This is a genomic window from Streptomyces sp. NPDC102514 (genome assembly GCF_055584525.1).
Window position 1 is genome coordinate 54235 of record NZ_JBVJLW010000020.1, and the last position, 22160, is coordinate 76394.

25 protein-coding genes are annotated in these 22160 nt (G+C 70.0%); 10 read left to right on the forward strand and 15 right to left on the reverse strand.

Translation table 11 applies throughout. From position 1 onward, the window contains the following. The first annotated feature begins 82 nt into the window (after positions 1–82). From ACZ60E_RS37865 to ACZ60E_RS37875, 3 genes are all read left to right on the forward strand, one after another. Entirely contained in the window at positions 83–331 is a 249-nt protein-coding gene (locus ACZ60E_RS37865; RefSeq protein ID WP_384800277.1) for an SCO4848 family membrane protein, read from the forward strand. Positions 332–384: 53 nt separating this feature from the next. After that, positions 385–1710 carry a metallophosphoesterase gene (locus tag ACZ60E_RS37870; protein WP_469446464.1) on the forward strand — a complete coding sequence of 442 codons (1326 nt, stop codon included), beginning with the start codon at positions 385–387 and terminating at the stop codon, positions 1708–1710. 345 nt (positions 1711–2055) lie between these two features. Then, positions 2056–2490 (forward strand): ATP-binding protein, encoded by a 435-nt coding sequence (locus ACZ60E_RS37875; protein WP_385834252.1) that lies wholly within the window; start codon positions 2056–2058, stop codon positions 2488–2490. Positions 2491–3058: 568 nt separating this feature from the next. Here the strand turns inward: ACZ60E_RS37875 and ACZ60E_RS37880 are convergent. Both ACZ60E_RS37880 and ACZ60E_RS37885 read right to left on the reverse strand, forming a co-directional pair. Then, positions 3059–4510 (reverse strand): sensor histidine kinase, encoded by a 1452-nt coding sequence (locus ACZ60E_RS37880; RefSeq protein WP_469446465.1) that lies wholly within the window; start codon positions 4508–4510, stop codon positions 3059–3061. Beyond that, the gene (locus tag ACZ60E_RS37885; protein ID WP_384800265.1) at positions 4507–5196 is read right to left on the reverse strand and encodes a response regulator transcription factor; all 690 of its coding nucleotides are present in this window, start codon (positions 5194–5196) and stop codon (positions 4507–4509) included. The genes ACZ60E_RS37880 and ACZ60E_RS37885 overlap by 4 nt, the downstream gene beginning before the upstream one ends. Before the next feature lie 186 nt (positions 5197–5382). Here ACZ60E_RS37885 and ACZ60E_RS37890 point away from each other — a divergent pair, with 186 nt between their 5' ends. After that, positions 5383–7845 carry an MMPL family transporter gene (locus ACZ60E_RS37890; protein ID WP_469446575.1) on the forward strand — a complete coding sequence of 821 codons (2463 nt, stop codon included), beginning with the start codon at positions 5383–5385 and terminating at the stop codon, positions 7843–7845. Positions 7846–7857: 12 nt separating this feature from the next. Here the strand turns inward: ACZ60E_RS37890 and ACZ60E_RS37895 are convergent, their stop codons facing one another. From ACZ60E_RS37895 to ACZ60E_RS37910, 4 genes are all read right to left on the reverse strand, one after another. Then, positions 7858–8625, reverse strand: a complete 768-nt coding sequence (locus tag ACZ60E_RS37895; protein ID WP_469446577.1) for a TetR/AcrR family transcriptional regulator — start codon at positions 8623–8625, stop codon at positions 7858–7860. Between the two features lie 73 nt (positions 8626–8698). Further along, positions 8699–9241 carry a thiol-disulfide oxidoreductase DCC family protein gene (locus tag ACZ60E_RS37900; protein WP_469446467.1) on the reverse strand — a complete coding sequence of 181 codons (543 nt, stop codon included), beginning with the start codon at positions 9239–9241 and terminating at the stop codon, positions 8699–8701. Further along, entirely contained in the window at positions 9238–9645 is a 408-nt protein-coding gene (locus ACZ60E_RS37905; protein ID WP_469446469.1) for a hypothetical protein, read from the reverse strand. The genes ACZ60E_RS37900 and ACZ60E_RS37905 overlap by 4 nt, the downstream gene beginning before the upstream one ends. A gap of 130 nt (positions 9646–9775) precedes the next feature. Beyond that, positions 9776–10186 carry a VOC family protein gene (locus ACZ60E_RS37910; RefSeq protein ID WP_469446471.1) on the reverse strand — a complete coding sequence of 137 codons (411 nt, stop codon included), beginning with the start codon at positions 10184–10186 and terminating at the stop codon, positions 9776–9778. 163 nt (positions 10187–10349) lie between these two features. Between ACZ60E_RS37910 and ACZ60E_RS37915 the strand changes: the two genes are divergently transcribed. After that, complete coding sequence (locus ACZ60E_RS37915; protein WP_469446473.1) at positions 10350–10988, forward strand: Uma2 family endonuclease; 639 nt, start codon at positions 10350–10352, stop codon at positions 10986–10988. Between the two features lie 21 nt (positions 10989–11009). Here the strand turns inward: ACZ60E_RS37915 and ACZ60E_RS37920 are convergent, their stop codons facing one another. The 4 genes from ACZ60E_RS37920 to ACZ60E_RS37935 form a co-directional block, all read right to left on the reverse strand. Further along, positions 11010–11948, reverse strand: a complete 939-nt coding sequence (locus ACZ60E_RS37920; protein ID WP_469446475.1) for a M48 family metallopeptidase — start codon at positions 11946–11948, stop codon at positions 11010–11012. Between the two features lie 30 nt (positions 11949–11978). Continuing rightward, on the reverse strand, positions 11979–12308 hold the full coding sequence (locus tag ACZ60E_RS37925) for a hypothetical protein (RefSeq protein ID WP_469446477.1): 330 nt from the start codon (positions 12306–12308) through the stop codon (positions 11979–11981). A 136-nt stretch (positions 12309–12444) separates the two neighbouring features. Continuing rightward, positions 12445–12642 carry a DUF397 domain-containing protein gene (locus ACZ60E_RS37930; protein WP_469446479.1) on the reverse strand — a complete coding sequence of 66 codons (198 nt, stop codon included), beginning with the start codon at positions 12640–12642 and terminating at the stop codon, positions 12445–12447. After that, positions 12639–13505, reverse strand: a complete 867-nt coding sequence (locus tag ACZ60E_RS37935; RefSeq protein ID WP_469446481.1) for a helix-turn-helix domain-containing protein — start codon at positions 13503–13505, stop codon at positions 12639–12641. The genes ACZ60E_RS37930 and ACZ60E_RS37935 overlap by 4 nt, the downstream gene beginning before the upstream one ends. Before the next feature lie 190 nt (positions 13506–13695). On the opposite strand from ACZ60E_RS37935, the gene ACZ60E_RS37940 reads away from it, so the two are divergent. The 4 genes from ACZ60E_RS37940 (at position 13696) to ACZ60E_RS37955 (ending at position 15736) form a co-directional block, all read left to right on the forward strand. Then, entirely contained in the window at positions 13696–14151 is a 456-nt protein-coding gene (locus tag ACZ60E_RS37940) for an ATP-binding protein (RefSeq protein ID WP_469446482.1), read from the forward strand. 146 nt (positions 14152–14297) lie between these two features. Further along, on the forward strand, positions 14298–14813 hold the full coding sequence (locus ACZ60E_RS37945) for a TM2 domain-containing protein (protein WP_384800238.1): 516 nt from the start codon (positions 14298–14300) through the stop codon (positions 14811–14813). After that, positions 14806–15216: a DUF2752 domain-containing protein gene (locus ACZ60E_RS37950; protein WP_469446485.1), complete on the forward strand. Its 411-nt coding sequence runs from the start codon at positions 14806–14808 to the stop codon at positions 15214–15216. Before ACZ60E_RS37945 ends, ACZ60E_RS37950 begins: the two co-directional genes overlap by 8 nt. 259 nt (positions 15217–15475) lie before the next feature. Beyond that, entirely contained in the window at positions 15476–15736 is a 261-nt protein-coding gene (locus ACZ60E_RS37955; protein ID WP_210880712.1) for a TM2 domain-containing protein, read from the forward strand. A 93-nt stretch (positions 15737–15829) separates the two neighbouring features. Here ACZ60E_RS37955 and ACZ60E_RS37960 read toward each other — a convergent pair whose 3' ends face one another. The 5 genes from ACZ60E_RS37960 to ACZ60E_RS37980 form a co-directional block, all read right to left on the reverse strand. Further along, positions 15830–16609, reverse strand: coding sequence for a succinate dehydrogenase iron-sulfur subunit (locus tag ACZ60E_RS37960; RefSeq protein ID WP_210880711.1), 780 nt, complete (start codon positions 16607–16609; stop codon positions 15830–15832). After that, complete coding sequence (sdhA, locus tag ACZ60E_RS37965) at positions 16609–18363, reverse strand: succinate dehydrogenase flavoprotein subunit (RefSeq protein ID WP_469446487.1); 1755 nt, start codon at positions 18361–18363, stop codon at positions 16609–16611. Before sdhA ends, ACZ60E_RS37960 begins: the two co-directional genes overlap by 1 nt. Before the next feature lie 19 nt (positions 18364–18382). Beyond that, a complete protein-coding gene (locus ACZ60E_RS37970; RefSeq protein ID WP_107015771.1) occupies positions 18383–18877 on the reverse strand; it encodes a succinate dehydrogenase hydrophobic membrane anchor subunit in 495 nt (164 codons plus the stop codon). Positions 18878–18885: 8 nt separating this feature from the next. Continuing rightward, positions 18886–19266: a succinate dehydrogenase, cytochrome b556 subunit gene (gene sdhC, locus ACZ60E_RS37975; RefSeq protein ID WP_210880708.1), complete on the reverse strand. Its 381-nt coding sequence runs from the start codon at positions 19264–19266 to the stop codon at positions 18886–18888. Positions 19267–19543: 277 nt separating this feature from the next. Continuing rightward, positions 19544–20008, reverse strand: a complete 465-nt coding sequence (locus tag ACZ60E_RS37980) for a 2-oxo-4-hydroxy-4-carboxy-5-ureidoimidazoline decarboxylase (RefSeq protein ID WP_469446489.1) — start codon at positions 20006–20008, stop codon at positions 19544–19546. 383 nt (positions 20009–20391) lie between these two features. Here ACZ60E_RS37980 and ACZ60E_RS37985 point away from each other — a divergent pair, with 383 nt between their 5' ends. Continuing rightward, positions 20392–22023 carry a beta-N-acetylhexosaminidase gene (locus ACZ60E_RS37985; RefSeq protein ID WP_469446490.1) on the forward strand — a complete coding sequence of 544 codons (1632 nt, stop codon included), beginning with the start codon at positions 20392–20394 and terminating at the stop codon, positions 22021–22023. Positions 22024–22160 lie beyond the last annotated feature (137 nt).

Here is a 22160-nt window from a genome sequence, read left to right on the forward strand (position 1 = left end):
GGCTTTTCCGCCACCGTGCCGTGTGCCGTGGTCGGACCCACCCCGGGCGCCGGTTCCGTTCGAGGACGGCGATACTGAACCCATGAAGCTCAGCCGTCCCGTCTCCTGGTTCCTGCTCGCCTTCGGGGTGTGGAGCTGGGTCATTTGGGTCACTTTCATCAAAAATCTCTGGAAGGACGGCAGCGGGCTCGCCTTCGACGACGCGGGCGATCCGACCGGGTACTTCTGGGTGCACCTGACGCTCGCCGTTGTCTCCTTTGTCTTGGGGACGGTTGTCGGGGGCATCGGGTTGCGCGGTGTACGGGCCTTGCGCCACACGCCGTCGTCGTAAGGCACAACGTCGTAACGCACAACGTCATCACGTCATAACGGGAGAGTCGTCGCGTGGTCATCGTGTTCGTCGTGGTCGTGGTGCTGGCCCTGGCCGTGTTCGGGGGGCTGCACTGGTACCTGTGGCGCCGGCTGGTGCGGGACACGACGGCCCGTCCCGGGGTGTCCCGGCGGGTGGGCACGGCCGTGATCATCGGCGGGCCGCTGCTGATGTTCGCCGCGGTCACGTCCGAGCGGACGGGCGCGCCGTTCTGGCTGCAGCAGGTGCTGGCCTGGCCCGGCTTCCTGTGGATGGCGCTGTCGATCTACCTCCTGCTGGCGCTGCTGATCGGCGAGGCCGTACGGCCGCTGCTGCGGAAGGTCCTGGACCGGCGTACGGCGCCCGGGGCCGAGCCGGTTGCCGCGTCCGCGGTCGGGTCCGCGGTCGAACCGGCCGAGGTGCGCGAGGCCGCGCATGTCCCGGCGGGCGCGTCCGCGGCCGGGGAGGCACCGGCCCGGGAGGCCGAGCGGCCCCCGGAGGCACCGGCACCCACACCCGCGCCCGCGTCCGTCGGCCCCTCGCGACGGCTCCTCATCTCCCGGGTCGTGGGCGGGGCCGCGGCAGTCGCCGCCGTGGGCACCGTGGGGTACGGGACGTACGGCGTCCTCAGCGGGCCCAAGGTCAAGCGGGTCACCGTGCCGCTGGCCAAGCTCCCGAGGGCCGCCCACGGGTACCGGATCGCCGTCGTCAGCGACATCCACCTCGGGCCCGTACTGGGGCGCGGCTTCGCCCAGAAGGTCGTCGACACGATCAACTCGACGCAGCCCGACCTGATCGCGGTCGTGGGCGACCTCGTCGACGGCAGTGTGAAGGACCTCGGGCCCGCCGCCGCGCCGCTCGCGCAACTGCGGGCACGGCACGGCTCGTTCTTCGTCACCGGGAACCACGAGTACTTCTCCGGCGCCGAGGAGTGGGTCGCGCGCGTACGTGAACTGGGGCTGAACCCGCTGGAGAACGCCCGCACCGAACTGGCCCACTTCGACCTCGCCGGCGTCAACGACATCGCCGGGGAGGACGAGGGCCAGGGGCCCGACTTCGCGAAGGCCCTCGGCGACCGGGACCGCGCCCGGGCGTGTGTCCTGCTCGCCCACCAGCCCGTACAGATCCATGACGCCGTGGACCACGGGGTGGACCTCCAGCTCTCCGGACACACCCACGGCGGGCAGTTGTGGCCCGGCAACTTCATCGCGGACCTCGCGAATCCGACGCTCGCGGGTCTGGAGCGGTACGGGGACACGCAGTTGTACGTGTCGCGGGGCGCCGGTGCGTGGGGGCCGCCCACGCGGGTGGGGGCGCCGTCGGACATCACGGTCGTGGAGCTGGCCTCCAAGCAGGCCTGATGCGGGCCGTCTGACGCGGCGCGTCGAACAGCTGATTCTGGTCAGTCGGCGGGGCGCCTGCCGTGGCCGTACGGCCGGGAACCTTCACATGATCCGGTGAACCGTCACCTGCGGGCGCCCGGCGGCGTGTGGCGTCAGGGGATGAATCGCCGGTTGAGCAGTGCGGACGCGAGGGGCCGGGGTACGCGTCGGGCGGCGGGCGGTCTTCCGGTTGTGTAGCCCCCACGGGATCGGCCCGTCGAGGGCCTGTCGCGTTCATACAGGGTTGCAATTGCGCGAGTGACGCATCGGGGCCGCGTCACGCAGCATGATGTGACGGAGGCGTGCGCGGGGTGAGGAGCAAACGTGTTGAGACGCAACTCCTTCCGGCTGCCCAGACACCCGGCTTCCGTCGGGCTCGCGCGGCGCCGGGTGCGGGATCATCTGTCGAACTGGGGGCACAGTTCGGGGGAGCAGGCCTTCGAGGACGTGGTGCTGCTCGTGTCCGAACTGGCGACGAACGCGGTGCGGCATGCGCCGTTGCTTGAACGGGAGTTCGAGGTCGCGGTGACCACGCTCGCGGACGGGTCGTGTCTCATAGAGGTCTCCGACGAGAGCGCCGCGCAGCCGCGGCTGCGGTCGGTCGGGGAGTACGAGGAGGAGTCCGGGCGGGGGTTGCGGCTGGTCGAGAGCCTCACCACGGCGTGGGGGGTCTGGAGCCGGGGCCGCCACGGCAAGACGGTCTGGGCGCTGGTCCCGGCCCCGACACCGGAGCCCTCCGGGCGGGGGTGGACGGGGTGACGTGCGGCCCGCTGGGGCCGACCGCGCCGCGCCCCTTCCGGGCCTGGGCCCGCCGTTTTTGTCTGCGGGCCGGTGGGGGCTGTTCGCGCAGTTCCCCGCGCCCCTTTCGGGGCTGGGTCCGCCGTTCTTCGTCTGCGGGTCGGTGGGGGCTGTTCGCGCCGTTCCCCGCGCCCCTTACGGGGCTGGGTCCGCCGTTCTTCGTCTGCGGGTCGGTGGGGGTTGCTCGCGCCGTTCCTCGCGCCCCTGGAAGGGGTGACCGTCGGGTATGACTCTGCGGGGCCGTGGGGGCTTGTCGCGCCGTTCCCCGCGCCCCTGAAGGGGCTCGGGGGGCGCAGTTTCCCGCACCCCTGACGGGCGTCGGCCGTGCCCGCGGCCCTGACGGCTGCGCCTCTCGCGCGGCAAAAGCCGGGGCGCAGCCCCGCTTTTGAGGGGCGCGGGGAACGGCGCGACAAGCCCCCACCGGCCCGCAGGTCGGATAGCAGCGGGCCCAGCCCCGTAAGGGGCGCGGGGAACTGCGCGGCCAGCCCCCACCGGCCCGCACCCTGGCAACCACCCGGTCCTCCTCCCGTCAGGAAGACATCTCGCACAGCCCCGACGGCAGCGTCAGCGTCACCGTCAGGCCCGAGCCCGGGGACGTGCGGACCGTCACCTCACCCCCGTGCGCCGCCGCAACCCCCTGCACGATCGCCATCCCCAGCCCGCTCCCCGCACCCCCGCCCGCCCGGAAGAACCGGTCGAAGATGCGGGCGGCGTCCTCCTCCGCGAGCCCCGGCCCCTCGTCGGCGACCCGCACCCGCACCACCCCGTCGACCCGCTCCAGATCGAGGGCGACCGCGACATCCGCGGGCGTGTGCGTGCGTACGTTCGCCACGAGGTTGCCCAGCACCTGCCGCAGGCCCGACTCGTCGGCCCGTACGAGGAGAGCCCCTTCGGCGCTCACCGACACCGGCCGGCCCGGCTGCTGGGCCCGCAGATCCTCCGCCGCGTCCCGCACAAGACGGCTCAGGTCGACGTTCCGGAAGCGCAGTTCGGGCTGCTGGTCGAGGCGCGCCAGGGTGAGCAGCTCGTCGACGAGCCGTCCCATCCGGTCGGCCTCCCCGGTCATCCGGTCCCAGGCCCGTTTGCGTTCGGCAGGCTCCCGCAGCATGCCCTTGTCGTACAGCTGGAGATAGCCGCGTATCGCGGACAGCGGCGTACGCAGCTCGTGGGAGGCGTCCGCGACGAACCGCCGCAGCTGGGCCGCGCTCCGCTCCCGCGTCCGGTACGCCACCTCGACCTGCTGGAGCATCGAGTTGAGGGCGAGCCGCAACTGCTCGACCTCCTGGGTCGGGTGGTGGCTGGACGGCACCCGGCGGGCCAGATCCCCCTCGGCGATCGCCGACGACGTCTCCACCATGTCCTCCAGCGGCCGCAGCCGCCGGCCCACGCTCAGCATCGTCAGTACGGCGAGCAGTGCCAGCAGCAGCACCCCGAAGAACAGATCGAGTTTGAGCGCCTTGGCCATGCCTTTGTGCAGCGCGTCGGTCGAGCCGGCGACCAGGATCACGGACCCGTCGGGCAGGGACGCGCCGATCACCCGGAACGGCGAACCGTCCACCGACACGTCGCGCGGGTCCGCGTCGCCGGTCAGCGCGCGCGGATCGCCCACCGCGGAGGCGAGCGCACGCTGGTTCGCGGTCGGTTCGAACGTGCCGAGCGTGAGGGCCCGGCCCCCGGAGTCGACCACCGCGAACAGCGAGTCCGCGTCCGGCGGGCCCAGCGTCTCCGGCGCCCGCCCCTCCCGGACGAAGGCCAGCGCGCTCAGCGAGTCGATCTGCCGCGCGGTCAGCTGCGTACTCTCCAGGGAGTCCCGCATCCTGAGGAGCTCCGAGTCGACCTGGTCCACGAGGTAGTACCGCATGCCCATCAGGCTCACCGCCGTCGCCACGACGATGCCGAGCGCCAGCAGCCCCACGTTGGCGACCGTCAGCTTGCCGCGCAGGGAGTGGATGCCGTGCTCGCGGCAGCGCTGGAGGATCATGCGAGCCCGTATCCGACACCGCGCCGGGTCGTGATCACCGGGGCGCCGAGGGCGTCGAGCTTGCGCCGCAGATAGCTGATGTACGTCTCCACGACGGTCGACTCCGCCGGGTGCTCGTACTGCCAGACGTGCCGCAGCAGCTGCTCCTTGGGCACGATCCGGCCGCCGTTGCGCACGAGGAAGCGCAGCAGCGCGTACTCGGTGGGGGTCAGCTCGACCGTGCGGCCCGCGCGGTGCACCGAGTACGTCGTCTCGTCCAGCTCCAGGTCGCCGTAGCGCAGCGGCGGGCGCTCGGGCAGGACGTCGGCGGGGCGGGTGCGGCGCAGCACGGCGGTGATGCGGGCGATCACCTCGTCGATGTTGAACGGCTTGGTGATGTAGTCGTCGCCGAAGGAGAGCGCGCCGACGATCTCCGTGGGCGCGTCCCGCGCGGTGAGGAAGACCAGCGCCAGGTCGGGCTGCTTCACGCGCAGTTCGCGGCCCAGCGCCCGGCCGTCGCCGTCCGGGAGCATCACGTCGAGGAGCGCCGCGTCCGGGCGCGTGCGCTCGGCCAGCGTCAGCGCCTGGCGGACGGTCCCGGCCGTCATCACCTCGAAGCGGTGGTAGCGCAGGGCGATGGTCAGCACGTCCGCGATGCTCGGCTCGTCCTCGACGACCAGCACGGTCGCCCCCTCGTGAGCGGTCATGCCTCCCAGTATCGGCGCGACCACTGACAACGGGGCCGACTCGCCCTTTGGAGTTCCTTGTGAGTCATGGCCAGGTCATGTCCCGCGGCCCGCGCCGCGCCCGATGCTGTGGCCCAGGACCTGGGGGACCAACCGATCGACCCGATGAACAATCGAGCGACTAAGGGGCGTTGAGGCGTGACGACATTGGCACGGTGGTGCTATCGGCACCGGCTGGTGGTCCTGATTCTGTGGGTGGGGGCGCTGTTGGGGCTGGGCTTCGCGGGCTCCGCCGCGGGCACGAACTACGCGGACACCTTCACTCTTCCGAACACGGACTCCACGCGCGCGTACGACCTGATGGAGAAGGCCTTCCCGGAGCGGTCCGGCGACACGGACACGGTGGTGTGGAAGGTCGACGACGGGACGGTACGGGACGCGTCCGTACGCTCCCGGATCGAGCCCGCCCTGGAGGAGATCGGGCGCATGAAGGGCGTCGGCGAGGTCAGCAGCCCGTACGCCGCCCAGGGGGCCACGCAGATCAGCGGGAACGGGCGGATCGCGTACGCCCAGATCACCTTCACCGAGCAGGCCAACGGTGTGCCGAAGGCGCTCGTGGAGGACGTCGTCGACACGGCGCAGGACGCCGAACGCGCCGGGCTCCGGGTGGAGCTGGGCGGCCAGGCGATCACCCGCACCCAGGAACCGCCCACCGGCATCGCCGAGATGGTCGGCATCCTGGCCGCGGCGGTCGTCCTTTTCCTCGCCTTCGGCTCGCTCTTCGCGATGCTGCTGCCGCTCGTCGTCGCGATCGCGGCCCTCGGCACCGGCCTGATGGCGACCTCACTGCTCAGCCATGTCACCGACGTGCCCGAAGTGGCGCCGCTGCTCGGCTCGCTGATCGGCCTGGGCGTCGGCATCGACTACGCCCTGTTCATCGTGACGCGGCACCGCCGGGGCATCCTGCGCGGCATGAAGCCCGAGGAGTCCGCCGTCACGGCCCTCAACACCTCGGGCCGCGCGGTCCTGTTCGCCGGCGGCACGGTGTGCATCGCGCTCGCCGGGATGCTGGTGATGAACATGCGCTTCCTGGACGGTGTCGTCGTCGCCACCTCGCTGACGGTCGTGCTGAGCGTGCTCGCCGCGACCACCCTGCTGCCCGCGCTCCTGGGACTGCTCGGTATGCGCGTGCTCAGCCGCAAGCAGCGCCGCAGGCTCGCCGCCGAGGGACCGGAGTCGGAGGAGGCGAGCGGACTCGCCGCCCGCTGGTCCGCCTTCGTACAGAAGCGGCCGAGGTCGATCGCCGCCGGGGCGTTCCTCGTGATGATGGTCCTGGCGCTGCCCGTCCTGTCGATCCGGCTCGGCGCCACCGACCAGGGCAACCACCAGGACTCCACGACCACCCGGCAGGCGTACGACCTGCTCGCCGAAGGGTTCGGGCCCGGCTTCAACGGCCCTCTCCAGGTGGTCGTGGACGGCGGGGACGCCGACGCGCTCGTCTCCACCATCCGCTCGACCGACGGCGTCGCGCAGGTGGCCGCCGCGCCGCCCGCGCAGGGCATCACGGTCATCCAGGTGGTGCCCACCACGTCACCGCAGTCCGAGAAGACGGACCAGCTGATCGACCGGCTGCGCGACGACGTGATCCCGGAGTCCGGGGCCCAGGCCCATGTGGGCGGTGTGACCGCCGTCTTCAAGGACTTCGCGGCCGTCACGGGGGAGCGGCTGCCCTACTTCGTCGCGGCGATCATCTCGCTCGGCTTCCTGCTGCTGATGGTGGCCTTCCGCTCCCTGGTGGTGCCGCTGACGGCGGCCCTGATGAACCTCATCGCGGCAGCCGCCTCCTTCGGAGTGCTCGTCGCGATCTTCCAGTGGGGCTGGGGCACGGAACTCCTCGGCATCGGTAAGGAGGGGCCGATCACCGCCTTCCTGCCGGTCATCATGCTGTCGCTGCTCTTCGGGCTCTCGATGGACTACCAGGTGTTCCTGGTGAGCCGTATGCACGAGGAGTGGGTGCACACCAAGGACAACGCGCGCGCGGTCCGGGTCGGCCTCGCCGAGACCAGCCGGGTCATCAACTGCGCGGCCCTGATCATGATCTGTGTGTTCTCCGCGTTCGTGCTCAGCGGTGACATGGAGGGCGCGATGGCGGGCATCGGGCTCGCGGCGGCGGTCGCGCTCGACGCGTTCATCCTGCGTACGGCCCTGGTGCCGGCCGCGATGCACCTCCTGGGCAACTCCAACTGGTGGCTGCCCGCGGGCCTGGAGAAGCGGCTGCCGCACCTGGCGGTGGAGCCCCGCGAGGAGACCGTCGCCGAGCCCCACGCGCGCGTGGCCGACGCCGGGACCGGCACCGGCACCGGCACTGGTACCGGCACAGGCACCGGCGGCGGCGGTTCCACCGTGATCCACGGCTTCGTCCGCACCCCGGACGGCGCGCCCGTCGAGGGTGCCGCGCTGACCCTGCTCTCGAAGGGCGGCCGTCAGCTCGACCGGGTGACCTCGCTGGCCGACGGCTCGTACATCGTCTCGGTCCCGTCCGCGGGCGCGTACCTGCTGGCAGTGACGGCCCGGGAGCACCCCTCGCGGGCCCGCCATGTAACGGTCGGCGCGGAACCGCTGGTGTACGACGTGGAGCTGGCGGAGGACGAGGTGGACGCGGTGAACTGACCGCGCGAGGCGCTATTCCGAGGACTGTTTCGTGGACTTCCTGGCGGCTTTGGCGGGATCGGGCAGCGCGTTCGTCATCCCCGGCAGGAAGTCCGTGAACAGCTCGTGCACCTCACGGACCAGGGGCCGCAGCACACGGAAGCGGGCCAGCGAGACGCCGAGCGAGGTGAGGCGGGCGCCGCGTTCGGCGAGCCGGTAACTGCGCTCGCGCCCCTCCGTACGGTCGAAGATCCAGTACAGGACCAGGCCCATCTGGGAGAGCCACAGCAGTTCGGGCAGCACCTCCCGCAGCTCCTCCGGGATCTTCGCCTTCGAACCGCTCAGCACCTCGCTGCAGACGCCGATGGCCTCCACGCGCGCGTGCTCCGACTCGGGCGAGAACGGGCTGAGCGGGCTGTCCGGGTCGGCGGCGTTCTTGAAGAACTGCACGGCGAACTCGTGGTAGGGCGTCGCCACGTCCAGCCACGCCTTCAGGACCCCGGCGATCCGTTTCTCCAGGTCCCGCTCGTGGTCCAGGACCTCACGGACCGCCGCGCGGTGCTCCACGGCCATGCGGTCGTAGAAGCCCTGGATCAGGTGCTCCTTGCCTGCGAAGTAGTAGTACGCGTTGCCTACGGAGACCCCGGCCTCCTTGGCGATGGCCCGCATCGTCGTCTTCTCGTAACCCCGTTCCTGGAACAGGCGCATGGCCGTCTCCAGGATCAGGGCCCGGGTCTGCTCGCTCTTGGCGGGCGTTCGCGGGGCGCCGGGGCCTTCGGGCACCGCGGCGCCCTCGGGCACGGCGTGGCCTTCGGGCACCGCGGGACCGTCCGGGCTGGGGGCACTGTCGTTCGCTGCTGGCACGGGACAGAGCCTAACGAGGCGGACAGGTGCCGCTGTCGCAGGCGGGTGGCTCGTGGACCCAGCCCACGGTCTGGTCGTACGTCCAGCCGTCGGCCGCGACGTACGTACGCCCGCCCCACTGTCCGTTCCGCCCGTCCCAGTACCCCTCCCGGCGGGCCCGCTGTCCCTCGCGCCACCTGGCCGCGGCGAGCACCGCGCCCCGGGCCAGCCGGGCCCCGGCCGGGGTGCTGAGCCGGTGGGCCATCGGGCGGTGGTCGGCGAGCGCCCACAGGGTGACGACCCAGGCGGCGGTGCCCCGGTAGATCTGGCCCGCGTCCCCGATCACGGTGATCTCGTCGAGCGTCGCGGCGTGGTCGAGCCCGGGGTAGCGGCGCGTGGCCTCCGCCGATCCGGCGGCCACCAGCTCCAGGGGCACCAACTGCCGCTGCCGTACGAGCCAGTCGCGCAGGAAGGCACAGAGCGAGCACCGGGCGTCGTACAGGACGGTGAGCCCGCGGACCGGGACGCGTACGGCGTCCCGGTCCGGGCCTGCGGCGGTCGCCACCGGGGTCACGCCCTGGCCGTCGGCGCGACCCAGCCCTGCGGCGGCACGGGCGGCTGCTGCTCGCGCTCCATGACGCCCCGGCGGCGGATCTTGTTGAGCACGTACACGTTCCCCAGGTGCATGGCGCCGAGCACCAGGAGCACCACGCCGAGCTTCGTCGACAGGGCCTCGAAGACCCCGCGGGCGTCGGCGATCTCGTCGTCCTGGTTGAGATAGAGCGCCACGAAGCCGAGGTTCACCAGGTAGAAGCCGACCACCAGGAGGTGGTTGACGGCGTCCGCGAGTTTTTCGTTCCCCTGGAGTACATCGGCCAGGAAGATCCGCCCGTTGTGGCTGAGCGTCCGTGCCACCCAGACCGTCAGCGCGACGCTGATCAGTAGATATATGACATACGCAACGACCGTGAGGTCCATGTCCCCGCCCCTTCTTGAACGTGTTCAAAAGTCTTTCGAGAGAGAATGTAGACCTGTTTTTGAACACGTTCAAGTAGAGCGTCGGCGGTACGGGTGTGACGTGCGGCTCAGACGTGCGGGGGCGGGGGGCTCATCCGGTGCGGGCCAGCTCCGGCCGCTTGGTGTAGTCGGTGAACCCGATGACGTTGCCCCAGGGGTCGGCGACCTCGACGGTCCAGCCGGTGGCGACGGAGAGGGGTGCGTCGAGGGGCTGCACACCGGCGGCGGCGAGGGTGTCGGCCATGCCTCTGGCGTCCCGCACTTCCAGCCAGATCCGGGGCGAGGCCCAGGAGGGCGGCCGGTGCCCCAGCTCGTCCTCCAGCCGCAGCAGCACGCCGGGCGTCTCCTTGCCGACCTTCAGCACGGCGATCCCGGCCTCGTCGAGCCGGAACCCGACCGTGAACCCGGCCCGCCGGTAGAAGTCCACGGCCTCGTCGAGACTGCCGACGGGGAGGAGGACGTTGTCGAATCCGAGCAGTTCGTACGACTCTTCGTCTGACATGTCGTCAGATTAGGTCTCCGGGGGTGAGGGGCGGGGGAGGCGACGGGGGGAGGGCGGGGCGGTCACCCGTGTGGCGCCCCGGTCACTCGTTCGGCTGAGCACGGCGATATTGCCCCTGGGTACGCTGAACCCACAGGCGAGACTCCGTCCCATGGGAGCAATGATGAGCGCCGCATTCGAGAACGGGCTCGACGACGAGCCTGAGTACCGCTGGCCGATCCCGCCCCCGGAGGGTTGGACCGCGGACGATCTCGACCGGATTCCGGGCCTCCCGCCGCATACGGAGTTGATCGACGGGAGCCTGGTTTTCGTGAGTCCGCAGACTCGTTTCCACTCACGCACGATGCGTCTGTTGGACAACGCCCTTCTGGATCAGGCGCCGGATCACCTTGACGTCGACCGAGAGATGACGATCAAGCTTGATTCGAAGAACCGGCTGGAGCCGGACATCCTGGTCTTCGAGGCATCAGCGGTGACCGGGACGGACCAGACCTGGTATCGACCGCAGGACGTCCTCCTGGCGGTCGAGGTCGTGTCTCCCGATTCCCGGGAGCGGGACCGCGAGGTCAAGCCCCGCAAGTACGCGGAAGCCGGGGTGCCGCACTTCTGGCGGGTCGAGAAGGACCAGGAGAAGGATTTTCCCGTCGTCTACGTGTACGAACTCGACCCCGCCACAAAGTCCTACGGGCTTACCGGCATCTTCCACGACCGCCTCAAGACCACGGCACCCTTCGACATCGAGATCGACCTCAACGCGGTAGGCCGACGCCGGGGCACTTCCGGGGACGCGGCACGCGGCTGACCACCGGAGGCCGCCCCCTGGTCAGTGACCGAGCCCCTCCTTCACGATGCGCTGGGCCACCGTCCGGGCCGGGGTGGCCAGTTCGGCGGTGATTCGGGATTCCGTGCCGTCGTCCGTCGTGACGGTCGCCGGGAGGGGCGGGACGGCGAGGAGGCACTGGTGGCGCAGGTGCGTCGGGGGGTGGGTCGTGTCGACGCTGTGGCCTCGCAGGACCGCCGCGCGGCGCTGGCGTTCGTACTCGCTCGCCGGAACGGAGTCCATGTGCGCGCCCAGGCGTTCCCACAGGCCCAGCCAGGGCTCCCGGCCCGCCGGGCCGCGCCGGCCGACCTGCTGGGCGTTGGCCTCGCGCCGCAGCATGGTCTCGGCCGAGTCGAGGACGAGGAAACGGTTCATGATCGACGCGGCCGCGTCGGTGGACCCGGCGCGCGCGGCCGTCGAGTCGGCGAGGTACTCGGCACGCTGTGTCGCCCGCAGGGTCAGCCGGTCCAGCAGCATCAACAGCCCCTGGATCAGGGCGCGGGGCAGAACGAAGACCAGGTTGACGAAGGCCTCCACGATCGTCGGGTTCGGCGTGGGGCCGACGTAGTAGCGCCAAGTGCTGAGGGAGCGGAGCGCGTTGCCGATGATCAGGCCCTGCCGGGTGTCCCCGTTGCTGTAGTGGCCGAGTTCATGGCCGAGCAGGGCGATCCGCTCCTGCGGGGTGAGGATCTCCCAGAGCGGCACGCCGATGGTCAGCAGCCGGCGACCGCGTATCCCGTACGTCGTCACGCTCGCGTTCAGCTCGGCGCTGACGGCGACCGTGTCCACCCCACGGGTGCCCGCGACGACGGCGACCTCGTCGATCAGTGCGAAGAGCGCGGGCGCGTCGGTGCGGGTCAGCAGGGGCTGGTCGTCGGGCAGTTCGGAGAAGCGCGGCCGCAACGTCCAGGTGAGCACCGCGAGAACCAGGCCGAGGACCATCCCGGCGCCGCCCCATCCGGTGACGAGGAATCACACCGCGCCGACGGCCAGGGCCACGGTGACGCCGTGCACCGCGAGCGCGATCAGGTAGGCCGCGAGGCCGGCGGCGTCGCGGCGCGGGCGCAGCGTCTCTCCGGCGGCCACCTCGGTGGCCAGGCGCTCGCCGTGACGGCGGGCGAGTCTTCGCCGCCGTCTCTCCAGCCGCCCCGGCTCCTCGCCGGGCCGCTCCGGATCCACGTTCCAGTCGCACCCGGCACACCAGGTGGTGAACCGCGCGTCCGCCCGGATCTCGGCCCCGCACTGCGGACACGGCTGCGTTGTCTCTCCGGTCTGCCCGGCGGTCCCGACGCTGGTACTCACGTGACGTCTCCCTCTCCCCGACCCCTCCCCAGAGGCCGCTCCGTTCGCGACGCCACAGCTGATCACTCCACGGCCACCACGTAAAGCCTTTTTGGGCCCCTGACGTGCGGATACCGCGACGAGCGCGCGAACGCCTTCACCGGCAGGGGCGCCCGGTTATCTCCTGACGAACGGCGGCCAACAGCGAGCGGAGGCCCGCCGGGGGGACGGAGAGCGTGGTGGCCGGATCGTCGGACTCGCGGAGGCGGAGTTGGCCGTCGGGGGTGGTGGCGAGTTCCAGGCAGTTGCTGGCCTCGCTGCTGAATGAGGACTTCTGCCAGCGGAGTTCGGTCATGACGGGTCCTTTCGTAGATCTGCGATCAGTCCGTGGATGAAGTCGCGCGATTCTGCGGCGGTGAGTGAGAGCTGCTCCATGCGGCCCATGATTGTTCGGTACTTCTCCAGCTGGGCTTCTGCGTGCAGGAATTCGGAGCCGTGTTCCGTGTCCAGCTGCACGGTGTCCAGTTGTGCGTGCGGACCGTCGGCGATGACCACGGTCTGGCCTGCGCCGGGGAAGATGCCGGCCGAGAAAGGGAGCACGAGGACCGTCACGTTCTCGCGTTCGCTCATCTGCGCAATGTGCGCCAACTGGTCGCGCATGATGCCGGGGCCCCCGAACCGCATCCGCAGAGCCGCCTCGTGGATGATCCCGGCGTACTGCGTCGGGGTGCCGCTGTAGAGAATTCCCTGGCGCTTGATGCGGTGGGACAGACGGTGCTCGATCTTCGGGGGCGGCAGGCTGGGCACATTCTGCTGGAAGACCAGGCGGGCGTAGTCCGCGGTCTGGAGAAGCCCGGGCAGATGCGTGAACTGAACCGTACGCAGCGCCTTCGCGTGCTCCTCCATTTCCGACAGGTCCAGCAGGACCGGCGGGAGGAGATCCCGGTAGTCGTCCCACCAGTTGCGGGAGCGTCCAGCCGTCATGGCCGCGAGCGCGTCGATGTAGGGCTCATCGCAGCATTCGTACCCGTGGGCGAATGCTCGAACGCGATCCGCGCTGACGCCGAACCGTCCGGACTCGATGTTGCTGATTCGAGCCGGATCGATACCCAGTTTCTGCCCCGCCTCGCGGGAGTTGAGGCCCGCGCGCTCACGGAGTTTGCGCAGTTCAGCGCCTAGGCGCTGTTGCCTGACGGTGGCCGTAGGCCTTGGTGGCATTGCGGCTTCACTCCAATAAGTTGCCGTGTTCGGTAGCAGTATTGCAGTCGAGTGCTCTACTTTCAGTGTGCGGTCAGTCACTCAAAGTGGCGCAGGAGTATCGGAAGCGCACCGCACCAGCGACAGAGCCACCGCCCGCGTCATCTGACTGCATCCATCAACCCCTGTATCGCACAGAGGAGTTACGGCCATGACCGAACTCGCCCTGCATCACCCTGCCCACTCGCCGCTCGACGGCGACTGGGAGTACGCGCTCCGCATCCCCCACTCGCCCCTGGGGCCGGGCATCGTCCGCGCCCACGTGCGGGCCGTGCTCACCCGGTACCAGGTGGACTCCGGCGTCCTCGACAACGCCCAACTCGTCGCGTCGGAGCTGGTCACCAACTCCCTCTCCTGCACGCGGGACTCCGTCGCCGTGCGTCTCATGCGCACCGGCGGCCGGTTGCGGCTCAGCGTGTGGGACAGCAGCCCGTATCCTCCACCGCGTCCGCCGGGGGCGGTTGCGGGGCCCGAGGACGAGAGCGGGCGCGGGCTCTGGCTGACACAGGCGTGCGCCGACGAGTGGGGCCACTACCTCGTGATCAACGGGCGGCGCAACGGCGGCGGCAAGGAGGTCTGGGCCGAGTGGCGCGCCCCCGGTGCGTAGGCTCGGCCGAGCCCCGCTTCGTGACACTTGCCGCATCCGTGCACAACACCACGGCCGAACCGGCTTCTCTATCCGCCGTCCTCTCCGGCAAGATGTCCTGACCTGATTCTTTTCATACGTCATCCCCGTCCCCAGGAGCAGTCACCGTGAGCGAGCAGCCGTCTCAGCCGCAGCAGCCCCCGAACCAGCCGCCCGGCTACGGCTATCCGAACTCCGGGGAGACGCCTCCCGGTTACGGCTATCCGAACCCGGGCTCCGTCCCGCCCAGCGACGGCAACCCGTACGCGAGCGGCAGCCAGCCGGGGCAGCCGTACGGGCCTCCGCAGTCCGGGTATCAGCAGGGGCCGGGGTATCCGCCCCCCGGCGGTTACGCCCCGGCCGGCGCGTACCCTCCCGGTACCTTCACCGGTGACCCCAACGCCCCGTACGGGTACGACCCCTACGGGCGCCCGTACTCCGACAAGTCGAAGATCGTCGCCGGTGTCCTCCAGCTCTGCCTGGGGAGCCTCGGTGTCGGGCGGTTCTACATCGGCAGCGTGGGGATCGGGCTCGCCCAGCTCTTCACCTGCGGTGGGCTCGGCATCTGGGCCCTCATCGACGGCATCATGCTGCTGACCGGGCACAACGCCACGGACGCCCAGGGCCGCCCCCTGCGTGGCTGAGACGGGCCCCGTGCGCGCGGAACTGCTGCGGCGCCCGGCGACCGCACCCCTCGCGGTGCTCGTCGCCGGGGCCGTCGGCGCGGGCTATCTGTACGGCACCGACCCGCACGAGCCCGGCCACGTGCTGCCCGCGTGCCCGTTCCGGTTCGTCACCGGGCTGCTCTGCCCGGCCTGCGGCGGCACCCGGATGACGTACGACCTGATGCACGGTCAGTTCGGTGCGGCCTGGCTCGACAACCGGGCGCTGCTGCTCGCCTCGCCGTTCGCCCTCGCGCTGTTGGCGCGCTGGATCGTGGAGGGGCTGCGCGGGCGTCGCTGGCGGCCCGAACTCAGCCCCCGCGTACAGGTGTTGATCCTGTCGCTGGCCGTGGCGTGGACCGTGGTTCGCAATATTTGGAACTGATTTAGGTATAACTTGATCACGGGATGGGAACAATAGACTGTTTACCCTCCCAACCGCCCCTCCCTTCTCCGTACGCTCACACGGCACAGGGGGGATGACGTGTACGCGGCCATGCCGCTATGCGATCTCGGACGGGCTTCTTTCTCCGTCGGAGGTCCCTCCTGGTGATGTCCCGGAGCGGGCCGCCCCCGCTCCGGTGTCTGTCTAAGCCATTCAGATGAAGCATTCGGATTCATCCAGTCATCCAGGAGCACGTCTCATGACCGTCCCCCCTGCCACCCCGTACGGCGTCGACCCGCAGGGCCGTCCCTACTCGGACAAGTCGAAGATCGTCGCGGGCATCCTCCAGATCTTCCTGGGCACGCTCGGCATCGGCCGCTTCTACGTCGGCTCCGTCGGCGTCGGTGTCGCCCAGCTCCTCACCTGCGGTGGCCTGGGCTTCTGGGCGCTGATCGACGGCATCCTGTTCCTCACCAGCAACGACCGCACCGACAAGCAGGGCCGCGTACTGCGTGGCTGATGTCGCCAGGTGCACGGCAAGAGGGGCCCCACTCCGGCGGGAGTGGGGCCCCTCTTGTGTGCGTACGTGCGGTGGTACCGGAGTACCGGAGGATCAGAAGCGGCGCGTGATCAGCGCCCGCTTCACTTCCTGGATCGCCTTCGTGACCTCGATACCGCGCGGGCAGGCGTCCGTGCAGTTGAACGTCGTGCGGCAACGCCACACGCCGTCCTTGTCGTTGAGGATCTCCAGGCGCTGCTCTCCGGCGTCGTCACGCGAGTCGAAGATGAAGCGGTGGGCGTTCACGATGGCCGCCGGGCCGAAGTACTGGCCGTCGTTCCAGAACACCGGGCACGAGGACGTGCACGCGGCGCACAGGATGCACTTCGTCGTGTCGTCGAAGCGCTCCCGGTCCTCCGCCGTCTGCAGACGCTCGCGCGTCGGCTCGTTCGTCTCCTTCGTGACGAGGAACGGCATCACGTCGCGGTACGCCTGGAAGAAGGGCTCCATGTCCACGACCAGGTCCTTCAGCACGGTGAGGCCCTTGATGGGCTCGACCGTGATGGGCTTGGCCGGGTTGATGTCCTTGATCAGGGTCTTGCAGGCGAGACGGTTCTTGCCGTTGATCCGCATGGCGTCCGAGCCGCAGATGCCGTGCGCGCAGGACCGGCGGAACGTCAGGGTGCCGTCCAGGTCCCACTTGATCTTGTGCAGCGCGTCGAGGACACGCTCCTTGGGGTCGATCTCCAGCTGGAAGTCTTCCCAGACCGCTTCCGCCGAGTTCTCGGGGTTGAAGCGGCGGATGCGGAACGTGGCCGTGATGTACGGGGAGTCGGCGAAGCCGGGCTCGGCCGTGCCGGCCGCGTCGGCCTTGTCCAGGGTCGGGGTTGCCATCAGTACTTACGCTCCATCGGCTGGTAGCGGGTCTGCACGACCGGCTTGTAGTCGAGACGGATCGACTCGGTGCCGTCGTCGCCGACCTCGCGGTACGCCATGGTGTGGCGCATGAAGTTGACGTCGTCGCGGTTGGGGTAGTCCTCGCGGTAGTGACCGCCGCGGGACTCCTTGCGGGCGAGCGCGGACACGGCCATGACCTCGGCGAGGTCGAGCAGGTTGCCCAGCTCGACGGCTTCGAGGAGGTCGGTGTTGAACCGCTTGCCCTTGTCCTGGACGGACACGTTCAGGTAGCGCTCGCGCAGCTCGGCGATCTTCTCGACGGCCGTCTTGATCGTCTGCTCGGTGCGGAACACCATGACGTTGGCGTCCATGCACTCCTGCAGCTCACGGCGGATGTCCGCCACGCGCTCGTTGCCCGTGGCCGCCCGCAGCCGCTCGATCTGGCCGACGACCAGCGAGGCCGGGTCCTCGGGCAGCTCGACGTGCGCGGCCGTGGCCGAGTACTCCGCCGCCGCGATGCCCGCGCGCTTCCCGAACACGTTGATGTCGAGCAGCGAGTTCGTGCCCAGCCGGTTCGCGCCGTGCACGGAGACGCACGCGACCTCACCGGCCGCGTACAGGCCCGGGACGACCGTGGTGTTGTCCGACAGGACCTCACCCTCGACGTTCGTCGGGATGCCGCCCATGGCGTAGTGCGCGGTGGGCTGGATCGGGATCGGGTCCGTGTACGGCTCGATGCCGAGGTACGTACGCGCGAACTCCGTGATGTCCGGGAGCTTGGCGTCCAGCTGCTCCGGCGGCAGGTGCGTGAGGTCGAGGTAGACGTGGTCGCCCTCGGGACCGCAGCCGCGGCCCTCACGGATCTCCGTGTAGATGGAGCGGGACACGACGTCACGGGACGCGAGGTCCTTCATGACCGGCGCGTACTTCTCCATGAAGCGCTCGCCGTCCTTGTTGCGGAGGATGCCGCCCTCACCGCGGGCGCCCTCCGTCAGCAGGATGCCCATGCGCCAGATGCCGGTCGGGTGGAACTGGAAGAACTCCATGTCCTCCAGCGGCAGGCCACGGCGGTAGACCGCGGCCTGGCCGTCACCGGTCAGCGTGTGCGCGTTCGACGTCACCTTGAAGAACTTGCCGGTGCCGCCGGACGCGTAGATCACGGCCTTCGCCTGGAAGACGTGGATCTCACCGGTCGCCAGTTCGTAGGCGACGACGCCGGCCGACTTCTTGACGCCGTCGACCTCCACGAGCAGCTGGTCGAGGACGTAGAACTCGTTGAAGAACTCCACACCCTCCTTGACGCAGTTCTGGTAGAGCGTCTGGAGGATCATGTGGCCGGTGCGGTCCGCCGCGTAGCAGGACCGGCGGACCGGGGCCTCGCCGTGGTTGCGGGAGTGCCCGCCGAACCGGCGCTGGTCGATGGTGCCGTCCGGGGTCCGGTTGAACGGCAGGCCCATCTTCTCCAGGTCGAGGACCGCGTCGATGGCCTCCTTCGCCAGGATCTCGGCGGCGTCCTGGTCGACCAGGTAGTCGCCGCCCTTGATCGTGTCGAAGGTGTGCCACTCCCAGTTGTCCTCCTCCACGTTCGCCAGCGCGGCGGCCATACCGCCCTGCGCGGCGCCCGTGTGGGAGCGGGTGGGGTAGAGCTTCGTCAGCACGGCGGTCCGGCTGCGCTTCGTCGACTCGATGGCCGCGCGCATTCCGGCGCCGCCGGCGCCGACGATGACGGTGTCGTACTTGTGGATCTTCATGATTCTCGCAGCCCCGTGCCTAGCGGATGTTCGGGTCGAAGGTGAAGATCACCAGCGTGCCCAGCAGGATGGTGAACACCGTGGCGGTGTAGAGCAGGCCCTTGAGCCACAGCCGGGTGTCCGCGCGCTCCGCGTAGTCGTTGATGACCGTACGCAGGCCGTTGGCGCCGTGCAGCATCGCCAGCCACAGCATCAACAGATCCCAGACCTGCCAGAACGGGGAGGCCCAGCGGCCCGCCACGAAGGCGAAACCGATCTTGGAGACCCCGCCGTCGAGGACGAGCTGGATGAGCAGGTGGCCGAGGACCAGGACGACCAGGACGACGCCGGACAGCCGCATGAACAGCCAGCCGTACATCTCGAAGTTGCCGCGGGTGGACTTCGGGGTCTTCCTGGTCCGCTTGCGCGGGGCTTCGATGAGGGGCGCCGGGTTGTCGACGTCGTAGAGGGACGCGCCCTCGACGGGGCCGATGCCGGGCGCGGTCTTCTCGGTGGTGCCTGTGTTGTTCGACATCTTGCGCGTCAGCTCCCGAAGACTTCACGAGCGGCGTGGCCGAGGACGGGGTACAGGGCCCCGATCATCAGCACGACCCAGATGCCGACAACGGTCCAGAGCATCTGCTTCTGGTAGCGCGGGCCCTTCGACCAGAAGTCGACGGCGATCACCCGCAGGCCGTTGAGCGCGTGGAAGAGGATGGCGGCGACGAGGCCGTACTCCAGCAGCGCGACGATCGGCGTCTTGTAGGTGGCTACGACCTTGTCGTAGTCCTGGGGAGAGACACGGACAAGAGCGGTGTCCAGCACGTGTACGAACAGGAAGAAGAAGATGAGGACGCCGGTGACTCGATGAGCCACCCAGGACCACATTCCTTCCCGGCCGCGGTACAGCGTTCCAGCCGGCACGGAAGAACCCTCCGGGAGCGGGGATTGGGGCCTGCCGGCTTCGATGTCGACCTGGCCCGGCCGGGTACGGTCCACCGGCCCTGGCCATCGTAGCGACGTGTTGTCGGAACGTTTACGGCGGGCCTACCGATGTGATCGAACTGGCAGGCAAAGGGGTACGTATGGGCTATTGCGGGTGGGGTCCGGTGCGGGTGCGTCGTGGCCGGCCTCAGGGATTGCGCAGTTCCCCGCGCCCCTGAAGGCGAAAGACTGCGCCGTTTCCCGCGCCCCTGAAACGCTAAACGACTGCGCCGTTCCCCGCGCCCCTTGGGGCGGCTCCCAGGGATCTCGTCAGGCGGCCTCTGGTCAGGCGGCGTAGTTCTTCTGCCGCGAGTGTCAGTTCTTTGTCCGGGTCGTTGGCCAGGCGGGAGCTGATTTCGGTCAGGACCAGGTCGGGGGACTCCTCCTGGGGCGTGTCGTCCAGGCAGATGACGAAGACATGGCCGAAACGGCTCTCGTACGCGGCGTGGGCGGCGCTCAGGGCCATGTGCGCGGCGGAGTACGCGCCGTCCGGGAGGAGCGTGAGGGATTCGCAGGCCAGGGCCTCGGAGACATCGGCCGACGTCAGGTCGTACGCCGCCTCGTCGGACGCGGCCAGCAGGGCGTCCAGGTCGGGATAGGGGCGGTGCGCGGCGACCCGGCGGGCCCAGTGGGAGCTGCCGCAGCAGGCCAGGAGCGCGCGCTCGGCCTCGTCCGCGGGCATGGCGTTGAACCGGGCCAGGCCGGTGGGGCGGTGTCCGGGCGGCTCCGGTGTGGCGACGGCCTGGCCGGGGAGACGGGAAGGACGGTGCGCGGGCAGCGTGGGTTCCTCGGCGGTTCGGCGGCGCGGGGAGGCGCGCCACGCGGGATTCGGCAGGGGATCAGGAGGAGCTACATGAGAGACAAGGGAATGAAGTGAGAGGTGTGGTTTCACGCTATCGAGGCTTGGCGGTAGCTGTCCGAGAGATGCCCGAACTTCACCCGTAAGGGAGAGTTTCAGGACAGATGGTGGACGGCGGCACCGGGCGCCGGGGCTTAGGTTCACAGCGGAGGTACAGCGTACGGGGACGGACGCGGGGGAGTGATCGGGAGAGTGAGTGGTCTGTGGTGAGCGGGCGTAGGCGCAAAGGGCCGGCATCGGTCCACAAGAAGCCCCTGCTGGTCGGCGCGGGTGTCGTGGTGGTCGTGGCGGGCGCCGCGCTGACCGTCGGGCTCTGGCCGAGCGGCGATTCGGGCGGGCCCTCGACCGGGCGGCCCTCCGGCGAGAGAAGCGCCCTGGCACCGGCGGACTCCCCGACCCCGTCACCCGATCGGACGTATCCGATGTCACGGACGCCCCGGACGATTCCGGCGGTCCGCGAGCACACCCCCGCCCGCGGACCCGGCTGGCGGCCCGCGAAGGGCGGCCGGGTGGTCGTGGGCGACGACGCGCTCGCCGACGAGGGACGGCTGCTGGCCGAGGAGCTGGGGCTGTCCTACGCGGGCCGGGGCGAGGCGCGCGCCGGGGACGTCGGGCTGAACCTCACGGACGAGGACGCGAACGCCGAGTCGTACACGCTGCGGGTGGCCGACGGGCGGGTGCGGATCAGCGGTACGGAGGAGGCGGGCGTCTTCTACGGCACCCGCACGCTCAAGCAGGAGGTCCACGGGAACGCCACGGCGCCCGAGGGGGTCGTACGCGACTCGCCGGCCAAACCGCAGCGCGGGTTCATGCTGGACATCGCGCGCAAGCATTTCACCGCCGCCTGGATCGAGGACCGCATCCGTGAGCTGGGCGATCTGAAGTACAACCAGCTCGGGCTGCACTTCTCCGACGACCAGGGCTTCCGGATAGCCTCCGACTCGCACCCCGAGATCGTCTCGAAGGAACACCTGACCAAGGCCGAGGTGCGCCGCATCCTCGCCCTCGCGAAGAGCCGCCACATAGCCGTCGTGCCCGAGATCGACTCACCGGGACACCTCGGCGCGGTGATCGCCGCCCATCCGGACCTCCAGCTCCGCAACACCGCGGGTGTCGCCTCCAAGGGCGCGCTCGACATCTCGAAGCCCGCCGCCGCGAAGATCGTCGACGAACTGCTGAACGAGTACGCCGACCTGTTCCCCGGGCCGTACTGGCACCTCGGCGCCGACGAGTACCAGGCGCTGACGGTGGCGAACCCGGCGGCCTCGTACCCGCAGCTGGCCACCGCCGCGACGAAGGCGTACGGATCCGGCGCCGGGATCGCCGACCTGGCGACCGGGTGGCTCAACGACCGGGCCGACACCATGCGCGGCCACGACCGGACCGTGCGCGCCTGGAACGACGGGATCTTCGCCGGGGGCACCGTCCAGGCCGACAAGGACCTGAAGGTCGCGTACTGGACCGGCAAGGAGATCGGCGCGCGGCAGCCGACGGAGTACCTGCGGTCCGGCCGCGAGCTGCTCAACTACAACGACGAGTACCTGTACTACGTCCTCGGCCAGCCCAACACCTTCGTCTACCCGACCGGGCAGCGCATCTACGAGCAGTGGACGCCCCTCGTCGTACGCGGCACGAGCCCGGTGTCCAAGGAGTACGACGACCAGATCCTCGGCGCGTCCTTCGCCGTCTGGTGCGACCTCTCGAACTCCCAGACCCAGGCCCAGGTGGCGGCGGGCATCCGGATGCCGCTGCGGGCGCTGACACAGAAGCTGTGGGACCCGCGCAAGCCCGCGTCGTCGTGGGCCGACTTCAAGGCGCTGGCGGGCAAGCTGGACTGAGCGGGACGGCCCGTGGCGGCGCCCCGGCCGAGACTGCGCAGTCGCCCCGGCCGTGACTGTGCAGTTTCTGACGGCTTGCGTGTTCCGGTGGCGAACTACTGTGCCCGTGTGGTGTATTCGGCGCTGGCCGACCGATA